The following is a 25515-nucleotide window of genomic DNA, read 5'->3' on the forward strand; positions in this document are numbered from 1 at the left end:
CTGGCACTCTCGGTTCAAGCGCCCGCCGACCGGCGGGCTTTCTAACAGGTCGGGCGGCCCCTCGAAGGAACCGCCCGATTAGCGCTGGCTAGATCACGCCGAAGCGTGGATCAGGCGTTGGCCTCGGCGGCAGCCGCATCGTCGGCGAGCGCCGGCTCGTCCATCGGCTGCTCAGCGGCTCCGATGTCCTCGCCCATGGCTCCCATGGCGCGCGACAGGCCGTCGATGGCGGCGCGCGAGATCAGATCGCAGTAGAGCGAAATGGCACGGCCAGCGTCGTCGTTACCCGGAACCGGGAAGGTGATGCCATCCGGATCGCTGTTGGAGTCGAGGATGGCGGCGACAGGAATGCCGAGGCGACGGGCTTCGTCGATGGCATTCTTTTCCTTGTTGGTGTCGATGACGACGATCAGGTCGGGCGTGCCGCCCATATCCTTGATACCGCCGAGCGCGCGCTCCAGCTTGTCGCGCTCGCGGGTCATCACCAGACGTTCCTTCTTGGTGAGGCGGGCCGACAGCTCGGAATTGAGCGTCTCGTCGAGCTTGCGAAGGCGCTGGATCGAACCGGAGATGGTCTTCCAGTTGGTCAGCATGCCGCCGAGCCAACGGCTGTTGACGTAATACTGAGCCGAACGGTGGGCCGCTTCGGCGATCTCTTCCTGGGCCTGGCGCTTGGTGCCGACGAGCAGCACGCGACCGCCGCGGGCGACGGTGTCGGACACAGCCTTGAGGGCCTGGTGAAGGAGCGGAACAGTCTGCGCGAGGTCGAGGATGTGGACATTGGCGCGCGAACCGAAGATGTAAGACTTCATCTTCGGGTTCCAGCGGTGCGTCTGGTGACCGAAATGGACGCCAGCCTCAAGGAGCTGGCGCATGGTGAACTCGGGAAGAGCCATAGAAGTGGTACCTTTTTCCGGTTTGGCCTCCGCGGGAGGAATCAGCCGGACAACGCTGCCCGGACCGACCGGAGGGAACGCCTAAGCGCACCCGCGGCTCCCGCGTGTGGAATGGCGCGGGATATAGGGGAAACCGCCGTCCATGGCAAGAGCCAACGGTCATCGTCAGCCCCGGAGTGCCTGCCGCTGCGTGTTCGCCCTACCCGTCGCTCACCATTATTTTACCTAGCTTACTATATTTGCCGTCATCATAAGCATGCTTATCATATAATGGACGCGCATGAGCAACTGGACACCCACCATCGGCAGCTTGGTCCATGAGATCGACCGCCTCGTAAAGAAGCGGTTCGACCGTTTCGCCGAGACGACCGGCATGTCGCGCGCCCAGTGGCAGGTACTCGCCCGCGTCGCCAAGCGGCAAGGCGTGAACCAGGCAACCCTGGCCGATCTCGTTGGCGTCGAGCCAATCAGCATTTGCCGCATGGTCGACCGTCTTGAGGTCATGAACCTCGTGGAACGCCGGCCGGACCCCAGCGACCGACGCGCCCGCCTGATTCACATCACCGAGGATGCCCGGCCCGGGCTCGAACGCATGCGGGCCACGGCCCAGGCGCTGTTCAAAGAGGCCCTTATGGGCATCACGCCCGAGGAAGAGGAAATCCTCACCAACTTGCTCGGGCGCGTCCACGCCAACCTTTCCGCCATGACCGGCGAGGATCAGCCCTCTCCGACATCGGCCGACACCGCCAACTCCACCCGGACCCAGCCGGGACAGAAAGACTGACGAGAAATGTCCGATACCCAAGACGCGAGGACTGCCTCGACCACCCCGGCAACACCGGCGCCCGGTTCGGCCAATCCTTCCCCGAAGCCACGCCGGCGCGGACTTCGCTATCTGTTGATGGCCGCGTTCCCCCTTGCGCTCGCCGCAGTCGGCGGTTGGTATTGGGTGAGCGGTGGACGATGGGCCTCGACCGACAACGCCTATGTGCAGCAGAACAAGGTGTTGGTTGCCCCCGAAGTGGAGGGACGCATCGCCGAAGTGCTGGTCGGACAGAACCAGACGGTGAAACCCGGCGACGTGCTGTTCCGGATCGATGATGCCGCCTATCGAATCGCGCTTGAAAAAGCCGACGGAGCCGTGGCGCTTGCGCGCCTGCAGGTCGAGGAATTGCGCACCCGCCTGAAAGACGCCGAGCTCAAGGCTGAAACGGCGCGCAATACTCTCGCCTTCCAGGAAGTGCAGTTCGGACGCCAGGAGAAACTTCGGCAGACCGGCAACACGACCGAGGCGCAATATGACAGCGCCCGCCATGACCTCGATCTCGCTCGACAAGCGGTGGCCGAGACCGAGCAAGGCGTAACCGACACGTTGGTCGCGCTCGGTGGCGACGCCAACGTCGAGACCGACAAGCATCCATCGGTGCTCGGCGCCCTTGCCGCACAAGATAGTGCCCGTCTCGACCTGAAGCGTTCCGTCGTTCGCGCACCGACGACCGGCACCGTCAGCCAAGTGGCCAATCTGCAGGTCGGCCAATATGTCGGTAGCGGCAGTCCGGTCATGGCGATCATCGACACCACCAGCACCTGGGTGGAAGCCAACTTCAAGGAAACCGACCTCGGCCACATGCGCCCCGGACAGGCGGCGGAGTTGACACTCGACGCCTATCCCGACGTGACGATCGCAGGGCATGTCGATAGCTTGGGCGGCGGCACTGGCGCGATCTTCTCGCTGCTGCCGGCGCAAAACGCCACGGGCAACTGGGTGAAGGTCGTGCAGCGCGTGCCCGTCCGGATCGCGCTCGACGAGCCAACCTCATTGCCGTTGAAGGCAGGCCTCAGCGTAGGCGTCGGTGTCGACACCGGCTTCGTCCGGCCGCTGCCCGCCTTCCTACGGACAGCGCTAGACGCGCTGGGTTTCGCGGCGGAATCAAAGAAGCTTGCCGCCAGATGACCGCCGGCGCCGACCTCACCAAGGTGCCGCATCGCGGCCTGCTGTCGCTCGCCACCATGCTGGCGGTGATCATGCAGGTGCTTGATACGACGATCGCCAACGTCGCTCTTCCCTCGATGCAAGGTAGTCTCGGAGCGGCGCAGGACACGATCAACTGGGTGCTGACCTCCTATATCGTCGCGTCGGCGATCGTCATGCCGCTGACCGGCTGGATAGCGGACGCCATCGGCCGCAAGCGCCTGTTCCTGATCTCGGTGGCGGGCTTCACGTTGGCCTCTTGCCTCTGCGGCATGGCCGGTAGCCTGACCGAGATGGTGTTGTTCCGCGTGCTGCAGGGTGTGTTTGGCGCTTCGCTCGCGCCGCTGTCGCAGGCCGTGCTGCTCGACATCAATCCGCGTGAGCGACACGGGCAGGCAATGGCCCTTTGGGGCGCCGGCATCATGGTGGCTCCGGTTCTCGGACCGACGTTGGGCGGCTGGCTGACCGACAGCTTCGATTGGCGCTGGGTGTTCTACATCAACGTTCCCGTCGGCCTGCTCGCCTTCCTCGGCATTGCCTTCACCATGCCGGCTTCGCCGCGCCACAGTCGGTCCTTTGATTTCGTCGGCTTCGCCTTTCTGGGCCTGTTCGTCGGCTCGCTCCAGCTGATGCTCGATCGAGGCGAACAGCTCGACTGGTTCTCCTCGCCGGAGATCGTCATTGAAGCCGCGCTTGCAGCCGCGGCGCTCTGGTGCTTCGTCGTCCATTCGGCGACGGCCGAGCATCCTTTCATTCACCCGCAGATTTTCCGCGATCGCAACTACGTGGCGGCCAGCATTTTCAGTTTTGCCATTTCCGTGGTGCTGCTTGCCACGACCGCGCTGCTGCCACCCCTTCTGCAACGCATCATGGGCTTTCCGACGGTGACCACCGGTCTCGTGCTGGCACCACGCGGCATCGGAACCATGATCGCCATGCTGTTGGTCGGCCGACTGCTGCGTTTCATCGATCCCCGCCTCATCATCGTCGTCGGTCTCGGCTTCACGGCCTGGGGGCTCCGGGGGATGACCGGCTTCACCGCCGACATGGACTCATGGCCAATCATTTATACCGGCGTATCGATGGGGTTCGGCCTCGGACTGGTGTTCGTGCCGATGTCGACGGTGGGGTTTGCCACGCTGCCACCCGAACTCAGAACCGAGAGCGCCGCGCTGTTCAGTCTGGTGCGCAACATTGGCTCGTCGATCGGCATTTCCATGGTGTCGGTTGTCTTGACGCGCAACATCCAGGTGAACCATGCCGAACTTGCCGAGCGGATCACGGTTTTCTCGCCGAGCGTCGATGCGGCGGCCCACGCCGTTGGCATGAGTGCCGGTTCCGGCCCGTTCGCAGCCGTCCTCGATCAGATCACCACGCTGCAAGCAACGATGATCGCCTATGTCGACGACTTCCAGCTGATGATGTACGTGTCGATCGCGGCGTTGCCCCTGGTCTTGCTGCTGCGCAAGCCGAAAATGGCGCCACAAGCACCGATCACTCCAGAGGCAGACTGAAATACTCGGTCTCGTCGTCCGATGCGCCGTTGAGCGTCTTCCAGGCGCGTCAGACCTCGGCTTCGGTCCGGGTACCAGCCGCCAGCGCCCTGGCTTGGGCGATCCAATCCTCGCGTTCGATCCGTCCGGGAAACGCCAGGTAGGCACCGACCCAGCGCACCTCGACCGGCGTCCAGGCAGCAATCTGTTCGTAATGATAGATGCCGAGCGCGTTCAATCGCGTTGCATTCTGGGGCCCGATTCCCCTGATGCGCCGGAGATCGTCGGCTCCGTCGGCGCGTGGCCCCGGCAAGGCCGGCGGCCGCTCGCCGACACGGTCGGCGGTGGCGATGCGATCAAGCCCCGCCGAGACTTCGGCCGCTGGGCCGGACAACGCCTCCGGGGCGGCCGGTTTCAGGATCGTCGGCGGCGCGGCTTCCGCCACCACGACAGGCTCAACCTCCGGCGCAGGCGAGGCCGGAGCCGGACTTGAATAGATCCCAACGGCGGCATTGGCCTCCGCCGCTTCGGCAGCAGCCATAACCTCGGTCAGGCGCTCATTTCCGACCGTGCGGCGGCCGAACCATTGCTTGACGAGAACGCCGACCAGCGCACCGGCACCGACTGCGATCGCCGTCAGGAAGAAGGCTTCGATGATCAGAATGGCCATGATGAACCCCGGTGGGAGAGAGGCAGCCGAACGACAAAGGTCAGGCGTCGATGCGGTCGGAGCCGAACCATCCGATGACAAGCCCGGCTGCAAAGGCGATCAGCAGATAGGGCCAGAGCATGATTGCAAGGTAGAGCATCATCGTCTCCCGATCACGGCGCTGCCAAGGTGATGGAAAATCCGTCCGGGCCGCCGCCGACACCACTGGTCGCAAGTCGGGCGGGGTCAATGCCGATCTCGGCGAAGGCACCGGCTACGCTTCGCGCTCGCGCTTCACCGAGCGACTGCGCCTTGACGGCATCGATACCCGACGCGGTGGCGATCAAGGCGAAACGCGCGGTCGGGCATCGGAGCGCCAAGCCACCAAGCCGATCGACCACCCCCCAACTATCGGGAGCGATGGTGGCCGATCCGTCGTCAAACCGGATGGGATTGCGATCGAGCACATTTCGAATGGCCTCGCCGCAAGCGGCCACCTCAAGCGGCGGTTCGGCGGGCGCCGCGGTGACCGCGACTTCAAGCGCGTAGCCGGAAGGCACCGCCGCCGAAAGCTCTGAGGGCAGGCGCGCAGCGCCGGCGGCCGTGAAAGCATTGCCAGCAACCCTGATCGCGGCGCCTTCGACGCTGACGTTACCCTTGGCGAGAAGCGATGCGGCCCGGATCGCAAATAAAGCAGCCTCTCGCGCGTTCGCAGGAACGGCTGTCGCCACCGCTGCGGAGTCGAGAATATCGGCCTTGCCGAATGCCTGGTCTGCGACCGTACGGACCGCCTTGCGCATGGCCTCATCGGCAAGATCGCCGTCGAGCGTCACCGTATCGAGCCCACGTTCGACGAAGAAACGAAACGCGTCCGGCGCCGAAACGTCGATGCTGCCCTTGCTCACACCGCCGGGCAGGTCGTCGAGCTCCTCGGCGACCGCCGCTTTGTCGTCGCCCGTTGCCGCCTTGCCCGTCACCGACAGCGCGTTGCCAACGAAACGCACCTCTCCGGCATCGAGTTGCCCGAGAATGGCAGCAGCCTTGCGCGCCACGGCGACAAGGTCGACGGCGGGATCGAGGCCGGCGCCAAGCCCAGACCGGTCGACAAGACCAAGATCGCCGGACGTGCCGTCGACAACAGCGCGGATGGCCGAACGAACCGCTTCCGATGGAGCGGAACCGCCGATGGTGAGCTGCTCCGCATCTCTGGTCATCGACCAGACGTAGGGCGAGACCACTGGAGGCGTAACGCCGTTGCCAACATCGTAGCCGGAGGGTGGGTTGGCAATGGCAGCCTCGAGCTCGACGAGATCACCCGATGTCGCCGCCGCGCCGGAAAGCGTCAGATGTGTGCCCGACAACAGTGCCGTGCCCTCATTGAGCTTGGCAAGAAGACCGACCGCGAACTCGGCCGCCGCACCGAAATCGTCCGGGGCGCCATCGGCAAGCGTCGTCTCGACCACCGGCTCGCTTTCACCGGTAATGGCTTGCGCTGCGGTGACCAACCCATCCCGCACATCATCCGTCGGCACGAAGCCGGTGATCGTCACGCGGCCGCGACTCTTCGAGACCGTCAGCGTAAACGGATCGACAATCGGCAATGCGATGGACTTTTGAAGATAGAAACCGGGCGGATTCCAAGTCTCCAGATAGGCATTGAGCGTGCGATAGGCCTCGGGACTCGCCGCACGGCCTGATACGACCAGCGTTCGGTCGCTGAGCGAGATATGTGCCGATGCCAGGAGATCGATATAGTCTGCCGCCGCTTCGGCAACATCGGCGAACCCATCCGGCGCGCCCGACGCATAATCTAGATTATCGAACACATTACGCGGCCCGACGGCTTGCCGCACCACGTCGAGCAGGCCGGCACGCGTCTCCGGGTCGGGCACCACCCCCGATACCGTGACGCCGCTGTCATCGCGATCGATGGACCAGATAAAGGGCGAGGCCAGCGGCCGCGACACGTTGACGGCCTCCAGGCTGTAGCCTTCCGGGAGCGTCGGTGCAAAAGACTTCAGCCGATCGTAGGAGGCGTTGCTGACGGCCTCGCCATTGACAATTACCGTCCTGTCGGCGAGTGACACATCCCCTTGCGACAGCAGAGCCGGCAATCCGTAGAGCGCTCTGAGAACGTCGAAATAGCGATCGTCGGCCTTGCCGCGCGCCAGCAGACTGTGGTCGGTCACGCCGAGTCCGGGAGCCGCCGCAGCCAAGGCACCCAAGATGCGAGCCCTGTCCGGCAGAGAGGGTACGGCGCCGGACAGCGTCACGGTGCCGCCACTCCGCTCGAACTTGGTAACGTAGGGATGAACTTCCGGTAGCAGCCCGGTTGCAGACGCATCGACCGTGCGAACCCCGTAGAGCCGGCTCAGTCGCTCGATCGCCAACTGACGATACTCTTCGGATGGCGCATCACCCCGCAGGAACACGTCGCGGCCGCGTACATCGACGGAGGCCCAACTGGTCACCTCGCCGGCCAGCACCTGTCCGGCACGTGTTCCAAGATCGACGGCAATTTCCGTCGTGCGACTGATGAGCGCCGCCGCGGTCACGGCAACCGCCGCCGTCACGCCAAGTATCGCCGAGATCTGCCAGCGAACCATCTCCCGCCTCCGCACGCCCGGACATAATCCATCCGTTTGCAAGGCAGAGAATACGAAACGGCATTTGCGAAAAGCAATTACCCGGGGAGCACACTCGCCAAACAAATGACGACCAAGGCAAAAATGTCGTCACCGCAAGCACTGCGCGGGCAACTAAAATAGAAAAGGCCCGGACGAACCGGGCCTTTCCCTCAAACCCCAGAGGGGATCGATATTACCAGTTACGGGTCAGCTTGAGCATGCCCGACCAGGTGTCGTCGGTGATGGACGTCTGACCGGTCTTGGTGAACAGCACGTCGCTGGTGTAGTTCACTTCGGCCGTCAGGATGAGGTCCGGGGTGAACGCGTAATCAGCACCGACCTGAGCGATGACCTGATCCTTGGCCTTGTCCCAGAACTTCGAACCGATACCGGCGTAAACAGCCAGAGCGTCCGTCGCCTGGTACTTCAGAGCGCCAGCAGCGCCGAAGTAGTTGTCAGCGTCGTAATCGACATAGGTGCCGACGAGACGAGCGTTCAGCTTGTCGACCAGCTTGAGGTCGGCAGTGGCCTTGAGGCCCCACATGTCGTTGTTGCCGAGGTCGTGGGCCTCGTAGATGGCCGACAGGTCGACAGCACCCCAGGACTGGCCGGTGATACCGACGCGACCGGTGTACATGATGTCGGCGCTGTTGCCGGTCGTCCAAATGGTCGGCTGCCACTTGCTGCCGTTGTCCAGGCCCTGGAAACCGGCACCAACGTAGAAGCCACCACCGAGGTTGTCGACCATGACCTGGGCGCCAACACCGCTCTTGTCGAACTCGCCGTAGATGGCGCCGGTGTCACCGTAGAACACGTCGCCATAGGCGTTGCCGAACTTACCAACCGTCAGGTAACCGACCTGAATGAAGGCATCGTCAGCCGAGAGAGCGCCGCTGGCGCTGTCGAGCTGCAGGACGAAGAACGAACGAACGGTGCCGAGATCGGAAGCCGTGCGGGCATCGAACTTGACCTGGGCGTCGGCCTTGAAGTTAACCTTGTCGCCAAGGCGGATGGGCGAGCCAGCAGCGGCAATATCACCGAAGTTGTTGCTGTACACGACACGAGCGCGGACACGGCCAGAGATGTCAAGGCAGGTCTCGGTGCCGGGGATGTAGAAGAAGCCGGCGCCGTAGGCGTCGCAAACCTTCACGTAGTCAACAGCGGCCGGAGCGGCTTCGCCCGGCAGGTCGGCAGCGTAAGCGCCCGTGGCGACCATCAGGCCGGCGGCGGTGCCGAGCAGCGTCTTCATGTTCATTTCCTGACCTCCAAAGTCATCTAGAGAAGGAACCCTTCCCTGCCTGACAACAAACGGCCTGACCGTTATCATCACTGGCTTGGAACCGGTTCCGGTTCTTTGCCGCCTTGCTCCGCCGCCTAACCACCCCAGGCAGATCGACTTCACTTGGCGGTGAGTTCCGTCTCCCGAAATCTCACGGTGATAGTGATGGCCGATCCTGAGGCCGTCTTCAACGGGAAAGACGCGGGCAATCCGCCTTGCGCGGCTAATCGAAAATCCATGTTGCAGTTTTGTCACGCACCTCCCCACCCCCCGGAAGACGAGGATTAACGAGAGGTTAAGGTTCTGCATCAAAAGGGAATTGTCGGTTTCCAACCCATTAGCATCCGCCGATTTTCCACAGACCTCAGGGAACCTACTCATAACCAAACGGCTAGCGTTCACGCTCTCTTTCAACAGGCCCGGCTGCGGGCTGCCGGTCGGGCAAGGGCGAATCTCTCCGGGCAGAGTCGGGTTGTCCAGGTAAGGGAAGGAGGCCTGTTGGACGTCGGGCTGCCTTTCACGAGAGTCGCCATCCAAACGATCCGGCAGCGAACCGGTTCGCCCTCGACTGGGCTTGATGACCCATCGCCTTTCGGATTGGATGGCGTTGCCTCTCCCTCTTTCACCGGAACCGACACATGTCTTCCCGTCCCTCGCCGCAGGCCGTCGCCGCAGGCCTCATCGCGGCCTTCGTCGGATTCGGCGGTGCCTTCACGGTCGTCGTGCGCGGTCTTTCCGCCGCGGGCGCCTCCCCTGCCGAGGTTGCCTCCGGGCTGATGGCGGTCACCATCGCCATGGGACTCTCAGGCATATTGCTCAGCCTTCGGTTCCGGATGCCGATCTCCGTCGCGTGGTCGACGCCGGGCGCCGCGTTGCTCGCCTCCTCCGGCGCGGTGGCCGGCGGATATTCCTACGCGGTCGGCGCCTTCCTTATAACGGGCGCGCTATTGATGCTGTCGGGCGTCGTCAGACCGCTTGGCCGCGCGGTCGCCGCCATACCGACGCCGATCGCCTCGGCGATGCTGGCCGGCGTGCTCCTCACGCTGTGCCTAGCACCGGTCAAGGCGGTAGCCGTCTCGCCGCTCGCCGGTCTCGCGGTCGTGGTGACGTGGCTCGCAGTCGGCCTCTGGAGAAAGGTGCTCGCCGTGCCGGCCGCCGTGATCGTCGCTGCCGTCATCATCGCCATGACGACGCCGATTCCCCCCGCTGTCACCGAAGGGCTCGTGCCGGCGCCGCTGCTTGTCATGCCCCATTTCAGCATCGCCGCGCTGATCGGCACCGCGCTTCCTCTTTACGTGGTCACCATGGCGGCACAGAACATTCCCGGCATGGCCGTCCTCAATGCCAACGACTACCGGCCCGAGTTCGGCCCCATACTGAGGAACACCGGCGCATTCACCCTTCTCGCGGCGCCGTTTGGCGGCCATGCCGTCAACCTCGCCGCGATCACCGCTGCCCTTTGCGCCGGTCCGGATGCCGACCCCGACAAAGACAACCGATATTGGGCCGCCGTCGTCTGTGGCGTGGCTTACGTCATCGTGGGTCTGATCTCCGGTGCCGCCACCGCTTTCATCGCGGCAGCGCCCCCGGTTCTCATCGAAGCAGTGGCCGGCCTCGCGCTGCTCGGCGCTTTCGGCGCCTCCACCTCGACCGCCCTCTCCGCGCCGGACACCCGCGAGGCGGCCGTCGTCACCTTCCTCGTCACGGCATCCGGCGTCGGCTTCTTCGGCATCCCCGGTGCGTTCTGGGGGCTGATCGCCGGCATTGCCGTGCATCTCATCAATCGCCTCAGGATGACCGCCTGACGGTACCAACGGATCCCAACGCATGCTTTATCTCGTACGACACGGACAAACGCTCTGGAACACCGAGGCGCGCTTCCAGGGGCAATACGATTCCCCGCTCACCGAACTTGGCCGCGATCAGGCACTCCGCATCGGCCGGGCGCTCGCCGCTGAAATCGGACAGCGCGCCGAGCCGATCCGCGCTTATGTCAGCCCGCTCGGGCGCACCCGCGCCACGGCCGAGCTGATCGGCCGGGCGCTGCCGATGAGCATCGTCGAGGAGCCAAAGCTGATGGAGGTTCATTTCGGCGACTGGGAAGGGTTGACGCGCGACGACATCCTGTCGCGCTTCGGCAAGGATCAATCCATCCGCCCGTTCGACTGGCAGTTCCAGGCACCGGGCGGCGAGGCACTCGATGTTGTGCTGGCACGCGTCAGTGCGTGGTACGATGAGGCGGAAACGCCCGCCGTCGTCATCACCCACGGGATCATCAGCCGGTTGGTGCGTGGCCTTCACGCCGGCCTTTCGCACGAGGACATGCTGACGCTTCCGGTGTCGCAGGACGGCTATTTCCGCCTCGATGGCGGCCGTCTGGAGTTCGTGCCGGCGCCTTGAGAACCGTCCGACAGGATTCGTTGACCGAACCGGTCAAATCCTGGTGTGAATGGCGTGATCGGCCGCCTGCGGGCTCGCCAGGGTAGCGATTTTGCCTTATGGTCCATCATTATGACCTTCTGGCAGCAATTCTCCGCCGTCATTGCCCGCATTCCCGATGCGGTCACCTGCGTCTTTCAGTGCGTGGTCGACGTTCTACGCGAAACCTTGTCGCCGGAAGCGCGGCGTCAAGTCGCTTTCACGTCTGCCATGATCGCGCTTTCTGCCAAGATGGCCAAAGCCGACGGTGTCGTCACGGCCGACGAAGTGGCCGTGGTGGAGCGCCTCTTCCAGGTGCCGCCGGACGAGAAGCGTCACGTCGCCCGCCTCTTCAACCTCGCCAAGCAGGATACAGCCGGCTACGAGTATTACGCCGAGCGCATTCATGCCCTCTATGAATCGGACATGGAGACGCTCGAGGACATCCTCGACGGTCTGTTCGTCATCGCTACCGCCGACGGCAGCCTGCATGACGACGAACTCGCGTTCCTTGAAACGGTGGCCGCCATCTTCCGCGTGCCGCAGGCCGCTTTCCACCGCCTGTTCGCCCGCCATGTCGGGGAAGATGCGCGCTGTCCCTATGCCGTGCTCGGCCTTCCGCCCGGCGCGGACGATGCAGCCGTGAAGAAGGCATGGAGACGACTGGTCGCCGAACATCATCCGGACCGCCTGCAGGCGCGCGGCCTCCCGGCCGATTTCATACGGGTCGCAACCGAGCGGATGGCCACGATCAACGCCGCCTATAGCGCCATCACCCGACAGGCGGCCTGAGGACTGCGGCCGGAACTCCGGCACGCCCGTCGATTTGGCGACTGCCGTCTTTCGGTGCCTTCCGGCTTCGGCTAAAGACGAAGCCATGACTGACACAACCTTCCTTCCCGACGGCTACCACGCCCTCGCCCCCGGCAAGCTCGCCAATATCGCCACCTTCCTGGAAGTGACCGAGCGGCCCGACCGCCCCCGGCGGCCGGCTCCTGCCGGATACGCGATTGAGCCCGTCGACCGCTGGGACACCGACGCCTTTCTCGATCTCTATCGGGAGATTGGGTGGGAGTGGCTGTGGAGCTCCCGTCTGTTGATCGGCCGCGAAAAGCTGGAAGCCAAGCTCGCCTTGCCCCATCTGCGCTCCTGGTGCCCGGTGAAGGATGGCCGTCGCATGGGAATCGTCGAGATGGACCTTTCCAAGTCCGGCGAGACAGAAATCTCCTTCTTCGGTCTGGTGCCCGACGCCGTCGGTGGCGGTGTCGGCGGTTGGCTGATGCAGGAAGCGATCGACCTCGCCTTCGCGCGGACGGGCGTGGAGCGCCTCTGGCTGCACACATGCAACTTCGACAGCCCGCAGGCTCTTCCCTTCTACATGCACATGGGCTTTGTGCCCTACGCCCGCGCTGTGGAGGTGCATGACGACGTCCGTCTTCTCGGTCAGCTCGGGGAGAGCGCCGGTCCGGCCATTCCTATGATCCGGAACGGACGCGCACCCGATCTCGAGTGAGCCTCAGGCGATGGCCGATGTCCGGCGAACAAACGGGACTGGCTTCCCCGTCATCTTGTGGTATTGACCTTGCGGTACCAGCCCGAGGGTCAGCAACCATGGGCACGTACCGCAAGAGACCGACATGATCGCATCCGAGCGCCCGGCTCCCGTTTTCATCGATAGTCCCCCCCGCCTTCCCATGACGAGTTTCCGCGATGCGGAAGCAGCCGTCGATCGGCTGATCGAGATCTACGCCCGCAACACCGCGTTCCTCCGGTCGTCTTTCGAGGCAGTGGTGCAGGGCGCCATTCCCGAAGGCCGCATCCGCGCCTACTACCCGCTGATCCGTGTGGCCACCGACACGCATGGCCGCGCCGACTCGCGCCTGTCCTATGGCCAGTTCAGCGGCCCCGGCATCTATGAGACTACCGTTTCGCGGCCCGAACTGTTCCGGACCTATCTGGTGGACCAGCTGTCGGTGATCATCCGCAACTACGACGCTCCGGTGGAGATCGGTGAAAGCTCGCTGCCGATCCCTCTGCACTTCGCCTTTTTCGAAGGGGCCTATGTCGAAGGCGCGCTGATGGACACGCTGCCGCGCCCGCTGCGCGACATGTTCGACGTGCCCGATCTTGCCGTCACCGACGACGCCATCGTCAATGGCACGCTCGATCCCAAGATTGGCGACCCGTTGCCGCTGGCTCCGTTCACCGCGCCGCGCGTCGACTATTCGCTGCACCGCCTCCAGCACTACACGGCGACCTCGCCAAGGTTCTTCCAGAACTTCGTGCTGTTTACCAACTACCAGTTCTACGTCGACGAGTTCGCCGCCCGCGCCCGCGAGATGATGGCATCCGGCCAGAGCGATTACGTCGCCTTCGTGGAACCCGGCAACCAGGTCACACCCCTCGGCGAGACGGCGCCTGTCGAGGGCGAGGAGCTGCAGCGCCTGCCGCAGATGCCGGCCTATCACCTCATCCGTGACGACCACTCCGGAATCACGCTGGTCAACATTGGCGTCGGCCCCTCGAATGCCAAGACGATCACCGACCATGTCGCCGTTCTCCGCCCACATGCCTGGGTGATGCTCGGCCACTGCGCCGGCCTCAGAAGCAGCCAGCAACTTGGCGACTACGTCTTGGCGCACGGCTATGTGCGCGACGATCACGTGCTCGATGCCGACTTGCCGCTCTGGATTCCCATCCCGCCGCTGGCAGAAATCCAGGTGGCGCTCGAAGGTTCGGTCGCCGAGGTTACCGGCCTCAAGGATCTCGAACTGAAGCGCATCATGCGCACGGGCACCGTTGCCACCATCGACAACCGCAACTGGGAACTGCGCGACCAGCGCGAGCCGGTGCAGCGGTTCTCGCAGTCCCGCGCCATCGGCCTCGACATGGAATCGGCGACGATCGCCGCCAACGGCTTCCGGTTCCGAGTGCCCTACGGAACGCTGCTCTGCGTTTCCGACAAGCCGCTGCATGGCGAGCTGAAGCTGCCGGGCATGGCGAGCGCCTTCTATCGGCGGCAGGTCAGCCAGCACCTGACCATCGGCATGCGCGCCATGGAGAAGCTGCGCGAAATGGCGCCGGAACGGCTGCACTCACGCAAGCTGCGCTCCTTCATGGAAACGGCCTTCCAGTAACTGCGCCGTTTCCACCCAGCCTCAACAAACCCGGATTGTCTCATGCTCACCATTTTCGACTGTGACGGCGTACTTATCGATTCCGAGATCATCTCCTCGGCGGTTACCGCGGAAGTGCTCAACGAGGAGGGCTTCGCCATCACAGCCGAAGAAGTGACGTCCCGCTTTGCGGGTCTGGCCAGCGGCGAAATGGAAGCCATCCTGTCCGAAGAGACCGGGCTTCCGGTCAGCGGCCGCATCAAGGAGCGCATCCAGGCGGAGTTCGACCGGCGCATCGTGCACGTGAAGGCGGTGCCCGGCATCGCCGAATTGCTCGATGCGCTCGATGGTCCGCGTTGCGTCGGCTCCAATGCAGAATCGGCCTATCTCAGGCGTGCACTGACCAGCGCCGGCCTCTACGACCGCTTCAAGCCTTACGTCTTCTCGGCCGGCGAGGTCGGAACCCGTCAGGGCAAGCCGGATCCCAACGTCTTTCTCCACGCGGCTCGCGAATTCGGCGTCGACCCCGCCGAGGCGATCGTCGTCGAGGACTCGTTCGCTGGCGTAACGGCCGCCGTGCGCGCGGGAATGCGGGCGATCGGCTTCACTGGCGGCGCCCATTCCTGGCCGGGACATGCCGAAGCGCTGATGGAAGCGGGGGCGGAAACGGTGGTCCGCCGGCACTCGGACATTCTCGCGGTGGTCGAGGCGTTCCGGAGCTGGGACGGCAGGGGCGCGTGACCGGTCGGCCGCGCCGCGCCGAGGCCGTCACTGACCGATGATTTCGGTCAGTGCTCCGGCCAGCGAATAGCGGTCGCCGTCTTCACCCGAAATGACGTCGGCGATCACCGGCCGACCGCGCTCGGAAATGACGCGGAAATGCAGCTCCGTGACGGCGTTGCGCTCCTCATCGGAGGAGTCCTCCATGCAGGCGAAGCGCTTGAAGCGGGCGACGACATCGGTGGCAGCGCCGTCTTTCCCATCCGCCTCGATGGTTAATCCCTCCAGCGGGCAACCATCCTGCCCAAGGATGATCGGATCGTAGTCGAACGGACTGCCGGTTCCATCCTCGCTGTCGAAGGCGGGATGCTTGGTCGCTTCCGCGTAAAGCTCACGCATGTGCTTGCTGAAGTTGCCGATATGGGCCTCGTCGAAATAATCGCCCGCTTCGCCATCTCCATTCGACCAGAGGGCCGTCGCCACCGCCATGATTGATCGGACCGGCGCCAACGTATCAGCGGCATGGGCGGGACCGGCGAAGGCAAGCGAAGCTGCGACCAGACAATACTTCAACATCGGGGACTTCATCCTCGTAAATCGGGACGGCGCGAACAATAGGGGTTGCCGAGCGGCGGCGCAATCATCGTAGGTCTTGGTCTAGGAGCAAAAAATGCTCGGCGCTCGCGCACTTTCCCATCGGAAAGCCTATGCCTTTTTCGCAGCCCGCAACACGGCCGCGATCACCGACGCCACCGCCTTGTAAAGATCGACCGGGATCGTCTCGTCGAGTTTCAGCGTCGACAGCGCGTCGACAAGCGCCGGGTTTTCCTCCACGGGCACGCCGGCTTCCCGCGCCTTGTCGATGATCGCCTCGGCAATGGCTCCCTTGCCGGTGGCAACCACTTTCGGCGCGTCCGGCGCTGCGTATTGCAAAGCGACCGCCTTGCGGATGTCCTCGTCGCTCATAGCTGAAGATCCAGGCGGTGACTGGCGGCAGCCATCGTATCCTCGCGCCCTTCGGGCGGATGGCCGCGATGCAGATCGAGGCCGGCCACCACCATGCCCTCCTGCTCGAGACCAAGCACGATGTTCTCCCGCTCCGCTTCCATGCGGACGAGGCCGTTGTCGCTCTCGCACCAGACGCCGACGGCTACCCGCCGTCCGTCCATCAGGCCGACTCGTACCGCGACCGGCCCGAGAGGAGCAATGTCAAAAGCGATATCGACCTGGAACACCCGCCGTGGCTTGCCCCCCATCTCGGTCGGAGCATGATCGTCGCGCTCGATGCGAAGCTGGGCAATCGAAGTCCCATTCGGTCCGGCAATGGGTATTTCAAACATCAGCGACTGCGTCGGCTGGACGGCTTTCGCGTCTCGGCTCTCCGCGGTCGCGGCCTGATGCAGGAAGACGCGCGACAACGACCGTTCAGCCTCGCCGAGCGCACGGCCGGCCAGCGTTTCCGTCGATGTCGCCTCCGCAGGATCGCCGTCGAGACGCGGAACGACCGGCTGACCGCGCACCGGACCACCCTTGCGTGGCGGCGTCGGTCTGTCGACACGAGCGACCGCGTCGTCTCCGCCCCCATCGAGGTTGGCCAAAACGTTGGCATTGCGGCCCAGCCAGACCACGAGTTCGCGGCGCAATCCCTCCAGCGCGCCTTTGAGATCCACGCCCGGCATCGCCGGCATTGCCGCGGAAGGCGCGGTTGGCGGTGCCGGGGGAGCGAATTGGCGGGGAGACGCGGCAGCGGACTCCATGCCTGCCGGCGTACCCGATTTGGCCTGAGGCGGAACCTGAGGCGACGAAGTAGCGGCGTCCGCCTTCCCGGCCGAAGGGCCTGACTCAGCCCCCGGCTGGGCCGACGAGACCGGCGCGGATGTCTGGTCCGGACTCGATTGTGCCTGCGCATTGGGAGCCACGGGCGACGGCGCTGGCCCGGCCGCGACGCGCGGTAGCATCCCAGGCGAGGCCTTCGGCGGGCTGTCCACCGTTAATGGCACAAAAAGGGCCTTGTTACCTGTCGGGCGTTGGAGGGGCGCTTCACTGCCTTGGGGCTGAGCCGCAGGAACAGACGCGGGACGATCTGCATCGGAAGGCGCTCCAGGCAAGGGCGCCGGTGAAGCCATAACGGGGGTCGCCGGCGCCAACGGCCGGCCTGGGTTCCATGGAGCGAAGGCCCGCGACGATACCGTGGAAGCTGCGGACGGGTTCTGTGGAGTCAGCGTTGGTTGGGAAGGCGGCGCTGCTGCCCCATCGGGATCGGAGACCGGCGCTCCGGCGATCGCCTGCGGCACGATGGTGGCGAGACTCGGTTGTCCCGCGGCGGGCTGACCGATTGTGGGGCCGGCCGGCACCGAAGATGCGGGAGGCGTCGACGGCTGGGAGAGCACCACTCCACCAGCGGATCGAGGCGCCGGAATTCCGTCAGCATCTGCCGAAGGTATATGCTGGGCTGGTGGTTGCGGCGCACCGTCACCAGCGACCGCGGGGGCTGGCGACGACCCGGCACCCACGGCACCGGTCGTCGCGGATGCCGCTGGCGGCGTCTCACCACTCGCCACCAACTGCGCCGGCACCGGGATACCTGCCGGCGTCGCGGTCGAGCCTGCCGGGGATAAAGCGTTGGTCGGAGCCGGAGCGCCGGCAACAGCTCCGGCGGAGGGGCCTTGAGCGACACTCGCCGGAGCAGGACCGCTTCCGATACGGGAGGGCGACGCACCATTCGGAGAGGCAGGCGTCGTGGCCTGAAGCGGCGCACTTCCACCCGGCCCTTGTCGAGTCTCCACTATCGGTGAAGCCCTGACAGCAACCGGCGGGGCGGATGATGGCGTCAGCGAAGCCGGCCGTGCGGTCCCCGTCTGGGCCGTCGATGTCGTCGGCGAGGACGTCGACGTCACGGGACGGGCGGACACCTGACGTCTTTCATCCGCGACTCCGCCGAGCGCTTGGCGGATCGCCGGCGACAAGGCGGCGGCCATCCGTCCGGCCGCCACCGCCTCATGGAAAACGCCGGAGGAGCGGATCGCCTCGGCCACCCGCTCCGGCGTCACATTGCCATCGTCGAGGCGGAAGGCCAGCAGCGTGGTGATTGCCGCCTTCAGCGTGTCGGGCAGATCCGGCGCATCGGTAAGCTGGGCCAGCGTGGCGTAGAGCGGCGCCAGACCACCCTGACGGCCGAGCGCTTCCGCCACAGCCTTCTCGATCAGTGTGGTCTCCGGGAGAATGGCGACGGCGGGCTCGGCAGTCGCCGCCGCCTGAAGGTCGAGCAGGGAACTGGCCGCCGTCTGTTGAGCAAGCGTCTTGCCCGGCTGACCGGAGTTCGCCTGGATTTCGTTGGTCACCGGCGGCAGCGAGCCGATCGCCATGGGCATGCTCCCGGAGAAATTCATCCGGAAGGGTGCGTTGAAACGGCCCGTCTGGCAAGCCGTTACATTGGCTCTGTCGCGGCTATGGATTGGGTGGCGGCCTCACGACCACCACGCCATTTCAGGTCAGCCCTGGTGGACCAGCTTCGGCTGGCGGGCGGCCAGCGTCTCATCGACGCGTCGGCGCGGCGCAAGGCGAGGCGACGCCTTGAAAGCGGCGGCATCGCCTGACTTCGCTTTTTCGGCGAGGTGCCGCAGCATGCCCACGAACTGATCAAGACTGGCCTTCGATTCCGACTCGGTCGGCTCGATCAGCAGGGCGCCATGGACGACCAGCGGGAAATACATGGTCATCGGGTGGTAGCCCTCGTCGATCATCGCCTTGGCGAAATCGAGCGTCGTGACGCCGGTGCCTTCCAGGAAACGGTCATCGAACAGCACCTCATGCATGGCCGGCCGCTCCGGGAAGGCGACCGTCATGACGTCCTTCAGGCGGGCCTTGACGTAGTTGGCGGCCAGCACCGCATCCTCGGAGGCCTGCTTGAGACCGTCGGCGCCATGGCTCAGCATGTAGGCGAGCGCCCGCACGAACATGCCCATCTGGCCATGGAAGGCGGTGATGCGGCCGAAGGGCTTCAGGCCGCGCTCGCTCGCCGCCTTGCGCGTCTCGACGAACTCGGCGCCGCCATCTTCGTCAAAGCGGACGAAGGGGACCGGCGCGTAAGGCGCCAGCCTTTCCGACAGCACCACCGGGCCTGCGCCCGGGCCACCGCCGCCATGCGGCGTCGAGAAGGTCTTGTGCAAGTTGATGTGCATGGCATCGACGCCAAGATCGCCGGGCCGGACCTTGCCGACGATGGCATTGAAGTTGGCGCCATCGGCGTAGAAGTAGGCGCCAGCCGCATGCACCGCCTCGGCGATCTCGACGATATCGCGCTCGAACAGGCCGCAGGTGTTGGGATTGGTCAGCATGATCGCCGCAACCTCGGGGCCGAGGCGCTTCCTGACCTCATCCGGGTCGACGGTGCCGTCGGCACGCGCAGGCACGCTGACCACGCGGAAGCCGAGTTGGGCGGCCGTCGCCGGATTGGTGCCATGCGCCGATTCCGGCACCAGCACCACGTCGCGCGCTTCGCCGCGGTCGAGGATCGCCGCCTTGATCGCCGCCATGCCGCACATTTCGCCATGAGCGCCGGCCTTGGGACTCATGGCGACCGACGCCATGCCGGTCAGCTCCAGCAGCCAGCGGCCGAGTTCGGCCACCAGTTCGACCGCACCCGACACCGTCGACAGGGGCTGCAGCGGATGCACGTCACCGAAGCCGGGCAACCGCGCCATCGCCTCGTTGAGACGCGGGTTGTGCTTCATGGTGCAGGAGCCGAGCGGGTAGAGCCCGAGGTCGATGGCATAGTTCTGCCGGCTGAGGCGCACATAGTGGCGCATGACCTCCGGCTCGGTGAGCCCCGGAAGATCCAGCGGAGCCGTACGGCCGAGGGCACCGAGGCGTGCTTCGAACGTGCCGACGTCGTCGAAATCGACGCCCGTCGCATCGGTTCGTCCCACCTCGAACAGCAGCGGCTCCTCGATGGCGAGCCCCTGGTTGCCGGTGAAGGTCGATGCCGTGACAATTGGCTCTGCAGCGACGGGCGCTGTCGGGCGGCCCACGTTATTCATGGTCATCGGTCACCTCCGAAGGTGAACAGCGTCGAAAGCAGAAAACTGCGGTAGCGGCTCGGCGTATTCACCGGGCTGTCGCTGAGAAAGCGACGCTGGGCGGAGGAGGAACCCTCCTTGCTCCAGGGATCACCGCCCTCGGTTGCTCGCCGATCGGTCATGCCAAAGCCTCCCGCAAGGCGGCCGCGAGCGCTGCCCTGTCGTCGTCGGTGTTGACCTCGGTGGCGGCCACCACCAGCACATTCTGAAGCTCGGGCCTGTTCGGCTCGAGCCGGCTGGCCGGTACGCCGGCCAGGATGCCCTGGGCCGCCAGCGTCTCGACGATCTCGGACGCGTTTTTCGACAGGCGCACCGCAAACTCGTTGAAGAAGGCCCGGTTGAGCAGCTCGACGCCGGGCACATCGGCCAGCGCATCGGCCAGTCGCACCGCGCTGGCGTGATTGACGCGGGCAAGCTGCGTCAGCCCGGTACCGCCGAGCAGCGTCAGGTGGATCGAGAAGGCCAACGAACAGAGACCGGCGTTGGTGCAGATGTTGGAGGTGGCCTTCTCGCGGCGGATATGCTGCTCACGCGTCGACAGCGTCAGAACGAAGGCGCGCTTGCCGTCGGCATCCACCGTCTCGCCGCAGAGGCGGCCGGGCATCTGGCGGACGTACTTCTGGCGCGTGGCGAAGAGACCGACATAGGGACCGCCGAAACTGAGCGGATTGCCGAGCGACTGCCCCTCGCCCACCACGATGTCGGCACCTTGGGCGCCCGGCGGCTCTATCAGGCCAAGCGACACCACTTCGGTAAAGACGGCGATCAGAAGCGCGCCGACGGAGTGGGCCTTTTCGGCAATAGGCTTCAAGTCATAGAGATGGCCGTAGAAGGATGGCGACTGCACCACCACGCAGGATGTCGTGTCGTCGATGGCCGCGAGGATGTCCTCGGTACCGGAAACATCCGGTGCCAGGCTTTCCACCGTATGCCCCGGGAAACACGTCACCGTCTCGACGACGCCGCGATAGTGCGGATGGACGCCGCCCGACAGCACGGCCCGATCGCGCCGAGTGATGCGATGGGCCATCAGCACCGCCTCGGCCAGAGCGGTCGAACCGTCGTACATCGAGGCGTTTGCCACCTCCATCCCGGTGAGGCGGGCGACCTGCGTCTGGAACTCGAACAAGACCTGCAAGGTGCCCTGGGCGATTTCCGGCTGGTAGGGCGTGTAGCTGGTCAGGAATTCCGAACGCTGTATCAGGTGGTCGACCGTGGCGGGAACGTGATGCCGATAGGCACCGGCGCCGACGAAGAACGGCACCGATCCGGCCGATGTGTTCTTCGCGGCCATGGCACCGAGGCGACGGGCGACCGCCTGTTCGCTGGCGTGCGACGGCAGCTTCGGCAAGGCCTGGAGGCGCTTGTCGGCGGGGAGGTCGGCGAAGAGATCATCGATCGAAGTGGCGCCGATGGCAGCCAGCATCTCGCTTCGATCGGCATCGGAGAGGGGAAGATAGCGCATGGGATGGGCTCCGTGGACGCACGACGAAAATCGGTGCATTGCCTGGAATGCCGCCTTCCCTCTCTCTCCAGACCCATGGGGAAGAGGAGAGAGGGCAACGTGCTTGCAAGAAAAAAACCGAGTTTCTCAGAGCCCTTCGACGAAGGCCTTGTAGGCAGCCTCGTCCATCAGAACTTCGAGCTCGGCGGGGTCGGACATTTCGATCCGGCAGAACCAGCCGGCACCCTCGGGGCTCTCATTGACGGTGATCGGGCTGTTGGCAAGTGGATCGTTGGCCTCGACGACCGTGCCGGTTACCGGCGAATAGACTTCGCTCGCCGCCTTGACGCTTTCGACGACGGCGGTTTCCTCGCCCTTCTTCACCTTGCGGCCGACGGTCGGCACCTCGACGAACACCACGTCGCCGAGCTGGGCCTGCGCGTAATCGGTGATGCCAAGCGTGGCGACCTTGCCGGCCACGGAAATCCACTCGTGCTCTTCGGTGTAATACTTGGTCATGGTTTTGTTCCGCTATCTCTGGAGGTCTTATTTGGACGCGCGATGAAAGCGCGCCGGAACGAAAGGAAGAGAAACGATCTCGGCCGGCAGTGCCTTGCCGCGCACCACCAGCCCCACGCGAGTGCCGGGCCGGGCATGAACGGCAGCGACGTAGCCCATCGCCACCGGGCCGCCGACCGTCGGACCGAAGCCACCGGATGTGACGGTGCCGATGGCGATGCCGTTTTCATCGACGATCTCGGTGCCGTCACGAGCGGGCGCGCGGCCGTCCGGCTTGATGCCCACGCGCTTGCGGGCAACGCCCTCGGCGATCTGGGAGCGAACGATATCGGCGCCCGGGAAACCGCCTTCCTCGCGGCGACGCTTCTGGATCGACCAGAGCAGACCGGCTTCGACCGGGGTCGTCGTCTCGTCGATATCGTGGCCGTAAAGGCAGAGCCCGCCCTCAAGGCGCAGCGAATCGCGAGCGCCCAGGCCAATCGCCCGGACGCGGGGATCGCGAAGGAGAATTTGCCAAAGGCCCACGACGGTATCGGCGTGAACCGAGATTTCGAAACCGTCCTCACCGGTGTAGCCCGAGCGGGACAGGAAAACCGGAATGCCGGCAAGGCTCGCCGGGCCGACCTGCATGAAGTCCCAGTTCGCAACGTCGGCGCCGAGCGACACCAGAACGTTCGCCGCCTCAGGCCCTTGCAGGGCGAGCAATGCCCGCTCCTCGTGGATTTCGAGCAGCACGTCGCCGGGAAGCCGGGCGGCGATATGGGCGTAGTCCGCAACCTTGCAGGCGGCGTTGACGACGAGGCCCAACTGGCCATCGGCACCCGGGGCGCGATGCACCATCAGATCGTCAAGAATTCCGCCGCGTTCGTTGAGAAGCTGCGAGTAGCGCTGCCGACCCGGTTCGAGGCCGAGAATGTCGGCCGGGACCAGCGCCTCGAGGGCTAGGGCAACCGTTCGATGGTCGGCCCCGCGCAGCGTTGCCTGTCCCATGTGAGAGACGTCGAACAGTCCGGCCGCCGCCCGGCAATGGGCGTGTTCGGCGAGAATGCCTTCGTATTGCACCGGCATCAGATAGCCGGCAAACGGTACCATGCGGGCACCGAGCGCCACGTGGGCATCGTGAAGCGGCGTCTTGAGCGGCGCCACGGAATGCGGATCATTGTCGGCATGGACGGGTGTCGTCATGCGTCGGCTCCGGATAGAGGTGGGCGAACGACGGGCTCCGTCTGTCCGCGCCCCCTCTGTCACGTAACCTGAGAGATTTCCCTGGGGCACCTTGCCCAGGTTACTCCTTCGGTGAGTCGAGGTTCACACCTCGCCTGCTTTCCAGAGCGTCGCCCGCTGCGAGCGGTCCTTTTGCCTGAGAGTTTCCGGGGCGGTTGCTCCTTCGGCGCCGACGGTAACCACCGTCGGTCTCTCCCGCACAGCGTCTCGAGGCCTTGCGGCCCCGCGTTCGGGCACGACCTTCCCGAACGACTGACAGCATGACCTGTCAGCACCACAATTTCAAGCGGCCTACTTCTTCTTGCTCTCGTCGAACCCGACATAGATGATGAAGTTGCCCTGGCTCTTGTCGCCGGTCACGACGAGGTCCGGTGCCACCAGATCCCAATCGGCCGCCGCCGTACCCGGCGCGATGGTGACGTTGACCGGATAGAGCTTGGAGTAGATCACTTCATCGCCGTTGCGGACCATCACGACGCGCACGGGCAAGGCCGCGGCGCCAGTCGCGCCCTTGGGCCCGGCCAACAGGCGACCGGCCACACCCACCTTGATCGTGGTCGTGCCGGAAGCGTCGGTCCGGCACTCGCGGGCGTACTTGCGAATGGTGCCCTGGAAGCGAATGGCGCTGTAGTCGCCTTCCTTGCCCTTCTCGAACACGGCCAGCATTTGCGTGCCGTCGCGCACCTGCACCTCGGGGCAAACCGCGACGACCGCGAATCTCTCGAGCGTTTCCTGCTCCGCCTTGGGGTCGGCCCCACCGGAGACCAACGACCGGGGAGAGAAGCCACTATCCGAAGAACAGGCCGAAAGCGTCGCGGCAAGCGCCAACGCCGACAAAATCTTACCGCTGAAACCGACAGACATCATGAGAGCGTCACCTCCGCTTCGCCGCTTCCATAGCATGCAGCCCCGGCCTTGGCGACTCGTTCCATGAGGCTGATCGACGAGCCGGCCTCATCTCCGCTTCGGAACCCCTCTGATTGGAAAAAGCGCGGGGGCGAACGCTCGCGAGCATGGCTGCGACACCCCCTTTCGCTTGACAGTGCCAAGGCAAACACTTCTATTCCGCTTCTCCTGCGACGAGGTGCCACGGTTGACGCTGCCGAAGCTCAAGATCCTGCTCTGCGCGCCGCGCGGTTTCTGTGCCGGCGTCGACCGGGCGATCCAGATCGTCGATCTGGCGCTCGTCCGCTACGGCGCGCCGGTCTACGTGCGGCATGAGATCGTCCACAACAAATACGTGGTCGAGGAGCTGCGCGCCAAGGGCGCCGTGTTCGTCGAGGAGCTAGACGAAATTCCCGACACCGAACAGCCCGTGATCTTCTCTGCACACGGCGTGCCGCGCTCGGTGCCGGCGGCTGCAGCGGCCCGCAATCTCTTCCAGCTCGACGCGACCTGCCCTCTGGTCACCAAGGTGCATCGCGAGGCGGAAATCCATCACAAGAAGGGGCGGCACGTCATCCTGATCGGACATGCCGGCCACCCGGAAGTCATCGGGACCATGGGCCAGCTACCCGAGGGATCGGTGACGCTGATCGAGACCGTGGACGACGTCGGCCGGCTCGATTTCCCGGCCGATACCGTGCTCTCCTACACCTCGCAAACGACACTGTCGGTCGACGACACGCGCATGATCGTCGAGGCGCTGGCGCTCCGCTACCCGGGCATCGTGCCTCCTCACAAGAGCGACATCTGCTACGCCACGACGAACCGGCAGGCGGCGGTGCGGGAAGTGGCTCCGAAGGTCGACGCCATGCTGGTGGTCGGCGCGCCCAACTCGTCCAACTCGCAGCGTCTGCGCGAGGTCGCGGCCCGCGAGGGCTGTGCGCGGGCCTTCCTCATCCAGCGAGCCTCCGATCTCGACTGGAACGCTCTCGACGGCATCGGAGCGCTCGGCATCACGGCCGGCGCGTCGGCCCCGGAAGTGCTCGTCGAGGAAATCATCGATGCCTTCGCCGCCCGTTACGACGTGACGGTGGAGACCGTGCGAACGGCCGAAGAGACCATTGCCTTCACCCTTCCGCGCCAGTTGCGCGACATCACCGACCACGGGGCCGACAAGGGCGGCTCGGAGCTCTAA

General features: G+C 65.0%; 24 protein-coding genes and 1 riboswitch. Of the genes, 11 read left to right on the plus strand and 13 right to left on the minus strand.

Going from position 1 to position 25515, the window contains the following annotated elements:
- Positions 1 to 110 precede the first annotated feature (110 nt).
- The gene (gene rpsB / locus QQZ18_RS11915; RefSeq protein ID WP_284541144.1) at positions 111 to 875 is read right to left on the minus strand and encodes a 30S ribosomal protein S2; all 765 of its coding nucleotides are present in this window, start codon (positions 873 to 875) and stop codon (positions 111 to 113) included.
- 301 nt (positions 876 to 1176) lie between these two features.
- Between rpsB and QQZ18_RS11920 the strand changes: the two genes are divergently transcribed.
- The 3 genes from QQZ18_RS11920 (at position 1177) to QQZ18_RS11930 (ending at position 4382) form a co-directional block, all read left to right on the plus strand.
- Complete coding sequence (locus tag QQZ18_RS11920; RefSeq protein WP_284541145.1) at positions 1177 to 1680, plus strand: MarR family winged helix-turn-helix transcriptional regulator; 504 nt, start codon at positions 1177 to 1179, stop codon at positions 1678 to 1680.
- 117 nt (positions 1681 to 1797) lie between these two features.
- A complete protein-coding gene (locus tag QQZ18_RS11925; RefSeq protein ID WP_284541146.1) occupies positions 1798 to 2850 on the plus strand; it encodes an HlyD family secretion protein in 1053 nt (350 codons plus the stop codon).
- Positions 2847 to 4382, plus strand: coding sequence for a DHA2 family efflux MFS transporter permease subunit (locus QQZ18_RS11930; RefSeq protein ID WP_284541148.1), 1536 nt, complete (start codon positions 2847 to 2849; stop codon positions 4380 to 4382). The genes QQZ18_RS11925 and QQZ18_RS11930 overlap by 4 nt, the downstream gene beginning before the upstream one ends.
- Positions 4383 to 4431: 49 nt before the next feature.
- On the opposite strand, the gene QQZ18_RS23810 is transcribed toward QQZ18_RS11930, so the two are convergent.
- The 3 genes from QQZ18_RS23810 to QQZ18_RS11945 form a co-directional block, all read right to left on the minus strand.
- Positions 4432 to 5031 carry a hypothetical protein gene (locus tag QQZ18_RS23810; protein ID WP_446728642.1) on the minus strand — a complete coding sequence of 200 codons (600 nt, stop codon included), beginning with the start codon at positions 5029 to 5031 and terminating at the stop codon, positions 4432 to 4434.
- A 152-nt stretch (positions 5032 to 5183) separates the two neighbouring features.
- Positions 5184 to 7616 carry an OmpA family protein gene (locus tag QQZ18_RS11940; protein ID WP_284541149.1) on the minus strand — a complete coding sequence of 811 codons (2433 nt, stop codon included), beginning with the start codon at positions 7614 to 7616 and terminating at the stop codon, positions 5184 to 5186.
- 214 nt (positions 7617 to 7830) lie between these two features.
- The gene (locus QQZ18_RS11945) at positions 7831 to 8892 is read right to left on the minus strand and encodes a porin (protein WP_284541150.1); all 1062 of its coding nucleotides are present in this window, start codon (positions 8890 to 8892) and stop codon (positions 7831 to 7833) included.
- 620 nt (positions 8893 to 9512) lie between these two features.
- On the opposite strand from QQZ18_RS11945, the gene QQZ18_RS11950 reads away from it, so the two are divergent.
- The 6 genes from QQZ18_RS11950 to QQZ18_RS11975 all read left to right on the plus strand — a co-directional run bounded on the left by QQZ18_RS11950 (position 9513) and on the right by QQZ18_RS11975 (position 15191).
- Positions 9513 to 10721 carry a benzoate/H(+) symporter BenE family transporter gene (locus QQZ18_RS11950; protein ID WP_284541866.1) on the plus strand — a complete coding sequence of 403 codons (1209 nt, stop codon included), beginning with the start codon at positions 9513 to 9515 and terminating at the stop codon, positions 10719 to 10721.
- 22 nt (positions 10722 to 10743) lie between these two features.
- Positions 10744 to 11316 (plus strand): histidine phosphatase family protein, encoded by a 573-nt coding sequence (locus QQZ18_RS11955; protein ID WP_284541151.1) that lies wholly within the window; start codon positions 10744 to 10746, stop codon positions 11314 to 11316.
- 111 nt (positions 11317 to 11427) lie between these two features.
- The gene (locus QQZ18_RS11960; RefSeq protein ID WP_284541152.1) at positions 11428 to 12126 is read left to right on the plus strand and encodes a TerB family tellurite resistance protein; all 699 of its coding nucleotides are present in this window, start codon (positions 11428 to 11430) and stop codon (positions 12124 to 12126) included.
- Positions 12127 to 12211: 85 nt separating this feature from the next.
- The gene (locus QQZ18_RS11965; RefSeq protein WP_284541153.1) at positions 12212 to 12847 is read left to right on the plus strand and encodes a GNAT family N-acetyltransferase; all 636 of its coding nucleotides are present in this window, start codon (positions 12212 to 12214) and stop codon (positions 12845 to 12847) included.
- A 181-nt stretch (positions 12848 to 13028) separates the two neighbouring features.
- Positions 13029 to 14471, plus strand: coding sequence for an AMP nucleosidase (locus QQZ18_RS11970; RefSeq protein ID WP_284541867.1), 1443 nt, complete (start codon positions 13029 to 13031; stop codon positions 14469 to 14471).
- A 42-nt stretch (positions 14472 to 14513) separates the two neighbouring features.
- Positions 14514 to 15191, plus strand: a complete 678-nt coding sequence (locus QQZ18_RS11975; protein WP_284541154.1) for an HAD family hydrolase — start codon at positions 14514 to 14516, stop codon at positions 15189 to 15191.
- Between the two features lie 27 nt (positions 15192 to 15218).
- Here QQZ18_RS11975 and QQZ18_RS11980 read toward each other — a convergent pair whose 3' ends face one another.
- From QQZ18_RS11980 to QQZ18_RS11990, 3 genes are all read right to left on the minus strand, one after another.
- Positions 15219 to 15746 (minus strand): hypothetical protein, encoded by a 528-nt coding sequence (locus QQZ18_RS11980; RefSeq protein ID WP_284541155.1) that lies wholly within the window; start codon positions 15744 to 15746, stop codon positions 15219 to 15221.
- A 129-nt stretch (positions 15747 to 15875) separates the two neighbouring features.
- Positions 15876 to 16136 carry an EscU/YscU/HrcU family type III secretion system export apparatus switch protein gene (locus QQZ18_RS11985; RefSeq protein ID WP_284541156.1) on the minus strand — a complete coding sequence of 87 codons (261 nt, stop codon included), beginning with the start codon at positions 16134 to 16136 and terminating at the stop codon, positions 15876 to 15878.
- Positions 16133 to 16840: a hypothetical protein gene (locus QQZ18_RS11990; RefSeq protein WP_284541157.1), complete on the minus strand. Its 708-nt coding sequence runs from the start codon at positions 16838 to 16840 to the stop codon at positions 16133 to 16135. Before QQZ18_RS11990 ends, QQZ18_RS11985 begins: the two co-directional genes overlap by 4 nt.
- A gap of 1329 nt (positions 16841 to 18169) precedes the next feature.
- Here QQZ18_RS11990 and QQZ18_RS11995 point away from each other — a divergent pair.
- Complete coding sequence (locus tag QQZ18_RS11995) at positions 18170 to 18766, plus strand: hypothetical protein (protein ID WP_284541158.1); 597 nt, start codon at positions 18170 to 18172, stop codon at positions 18764 to 18766.
- On the opposite strand, the gene gcvPB is transcribed toward QQZ18_RS11995, so the two are convergent.
- From gcvPB to QQZ18_RS12025, 6 genes are all read right to left on the minus strand, one after another.
- A complete protein-coding gene (gcvPB, locus tag QQZ18_RS12000) occupies positions 18662 to 20215 on the minus strand; it encodes an aminomethyl-transferring glycine dehydrogenase subunit GcvPB (RefSeq protein WP_446728643.1) in 1554 nt (517 codons plus the stop codon). The genes QQZ18_RS11995 and gcvPB overlap by 105 nt on opposite strands.
- On the minus strand, positions 20212 to 20370 hold the full coding sequence (locus QQZ18_RS12005) for a hypothetical protein (protein WP_284541159.1): 159 nt from the start codon (positions 20368 to 20370) through the stop codon (positions 20212 to 20214). The genes gcvPB and QQZ18_RS12005 overlap by 4 nt, the downstream gene beginning before the upstream one ends.
- Positions 20367 to 21713, minus strand: a complete 1347-nt coding sequence (gene gcvPA, locus QQZ18_RS12010; protein ID WP_284541160.1) for an aminomethyl-transferring glycine dehydrogenase subunit GcvPA — start codon at positions 21711 to 21713, stop codon at positions 20367 to 20369. The genes QQZ18_RS12005 and gcvPA overlap by 4 nt, the downstream gene beginning before the upstream one ends.
- A gap of 126 nt (positions 21714 to 21839) precedes the next feature.
- Positions 21840 to 22211, minus strand: coding sequence for a glycine cleavage system protein GcvH (gene gcvH, locus QQZ18_RS12015; RefSeq protein WP_284541161.1), 372 nt, complete (start codon positions 22209 to 22211; stop codon positions 21840 to 21842).
- 27 nt (positions 22212 to 22238) lie between these two features.
- Positions 22239 to 23396, minus strand: coding sequence for a glycine cleavage system aminomethyltransferase GcvT (gene gcvT / locus QQZ18_RS12020; RefSeq protein WP_284541162.1), 1158 nt, complete (start codon positions 23394 to 23396; stop codon positions 22239 to 22241).
- A 153-nt stretch (positions 23397 to 23549) separates the two neighbouring features.
- Positions 23550 to 23643: riboswitch (glycine riboswitch) on the minus strand.
- Between the two features lie 83 nt (positions 23644 to 23726).
- Positions 23727 to 24302, minus strand: a complete 576-nt coding sequence (locus QQZ18_RS12025; RefSeq protein WP_284541163.1) for a hypothetical protein — start codon at positions 24300 to 24302, stop codon at positions 23727 to 23729.
- 226 nt (positions 24303 to 24528) lie between these two features.
- On the opposite strand from QQZ18_RS12025, the gene ispH reads away from it, so the two are divergent.
- Positions 24529 to 25515, plus strand: coding sequence for a 4-hydroxy-3-methylbut-2-enyl diphosphate reductase (gene ispH, locus QQZ18_RS12030; protein ID WP_284541164.1), 987 nt, complete (start codon positions 24529 to 24531; stop codon positions 25513 to 25515).

Source organism: Pleomorphomonas sp. T1.2MG-36 (assembly GCF_950100655.1).
In the GTDB taxonomy this organism is placed as follows: Bacteria; Pseudomonadota; Alphaproteobacteria; order Rhizobiales; family Pleomorphomonadaceae; genus Pleomorphomonas.

Coding starts and splice junctions, on each gene's coding strand:
- QQZ18_RS23810 (WP_446728642.1), bottom strand. CDS start 5,031: ATGGCCATTCTGATCATCGAAGCCTTCTTCCTGACGGCGATCGCAGTC.
- gcvPA (WP_284541160.1), bottom strand. CDS start 21,713: ATGCGCTATCTTCCCCTCTCCGATGCCGATCGAAGCGAGATGCTGGCT.
- QQZ18_RS11940 (WP_284541149.1), bottom strand. CDS start 7,616: ATGGTTCGCTGGCAGATCTCGGCGATACTTGGCGTGACGGCGGCGGTT.
- QQZ18_RS11980 (WP_284541155.1), bottom strand. CDS start 15,746: ATGTTGAAGTATTGTCTGGTCGCAGCTTCGCTTGCCTTCGCCGGTCCC.
- QQZ18_RS11960 (WP_284541152.1), top strand. CDS start 11,428: ATGACCTTCTGGCAGCAATTCTCCGCCGTCATTGCCCGCATTCCCGAT.
- QQZ18_RS11920 (WP_284541145.1), top strand. CDS start 1,177: ATGAGCAACTGGACACCCACCATCGGCAGCTTGGTCCATGAGATCGAC.
- QQZ18_RS11925 (WP_284541146.1), top strand. CDS start 1,798: ATGGCCGCGTTCCCCCTTGCGCTCGCCGCAGTCGGCGGTTGGTATTGG.
- QQZ18_RS11985 (WP_284541156.1), bottom strand. CDS start 16,136: ATGAGCGACGAGGACATCCGCAAGGCGGTCGCTTTGCAATACGCAGCG.
- QQZ18_RS11995 (WP_284541158.1), top strand. CDS start 18,170: ATGGAAAACGCCGGAGGAGCGGATCGCCTCGGCCACCCGCTCCGGCGT.
- gcvPB (WP_446728643.1), bottom strand. CDS start 20,215: ATGACCATGAATAACGTGGGCCGCCCGACAGCGCCCGTCGCTGCAGAG.
- QQZ18_RS11965 (WP_284541153.1), top strand. CDS start 12,212: ATGACTGACACAACCTTCCTTCCCGACGGCTACCACGCCCTCGCCCCC.
- QQZ18_RS12005 (WP_284541159.1), bottom strand. CDS start 20,370: ATGACCGATCGGCGAGCAACCGAGGGCGGTGATCCCTGGAGCAAGGAG.
- QQZ18_RS11970 (WP_284541867.1), top strand. CDS start 13,029: ATGACGAGTTTCCGCGATGCGGAAGCAGCCGTCGATCGGCTGATCGAG.
- QQZ18_RS11945 (WP_284541150.1), bottom strand. CDS start 8,892: ATGAACATGAAGACGCTGCTCGGCACCGCCGCCGGCCTGATGGTCGCC.
- rpsB (WP_284541144.1), bottom strand. CDS start 875: ATGCGCCAGCTCCTTGAGGCTGGCGTCCATTTCGGTCACCAGACGCAC.
- QQZ18_RS11930 (WP_284541148.1), top strand. CDS start 2,847: ATGACCGCCGGCGCCGACCTCACCAAGGTGCCGCATCGCGGCCTGCTG.
- QQZ18_RS11975 (WP_284541154.1), top strand. CDS start 14,514: ATGCTCACCATTTTCGACTGTGACGGCGTACTTATCGATTCCGAGATC.
- gcvH (WP_284541161.1), bottom strand. CDS start 22,211: ATGACCAAGTATTACACCGAAGAGCACGAGTGGATTTCCGTGGCCGGC.
- gcvT (WP_284541162.1), bottom strand. CDS start 23,396: ATGACGACACCCGTCCATGCCGACAATGATCCGCATTCCGTGGCGCCG.
- QQZ18_RS11955 (WP_284541151.1), top strand. CDS start 10,744: ATGCTTTATCTCGTACGACACGGACAAACGCTCTGGAACACCGAGGCG.
- QQZ18_RS12025 (WP_284541163.1), bottom strand. CDS start 24,302: ATGATGTCTGTCGGTTTCAGCGGTAAGATTTTGTCGGCGTTGGCGCTT.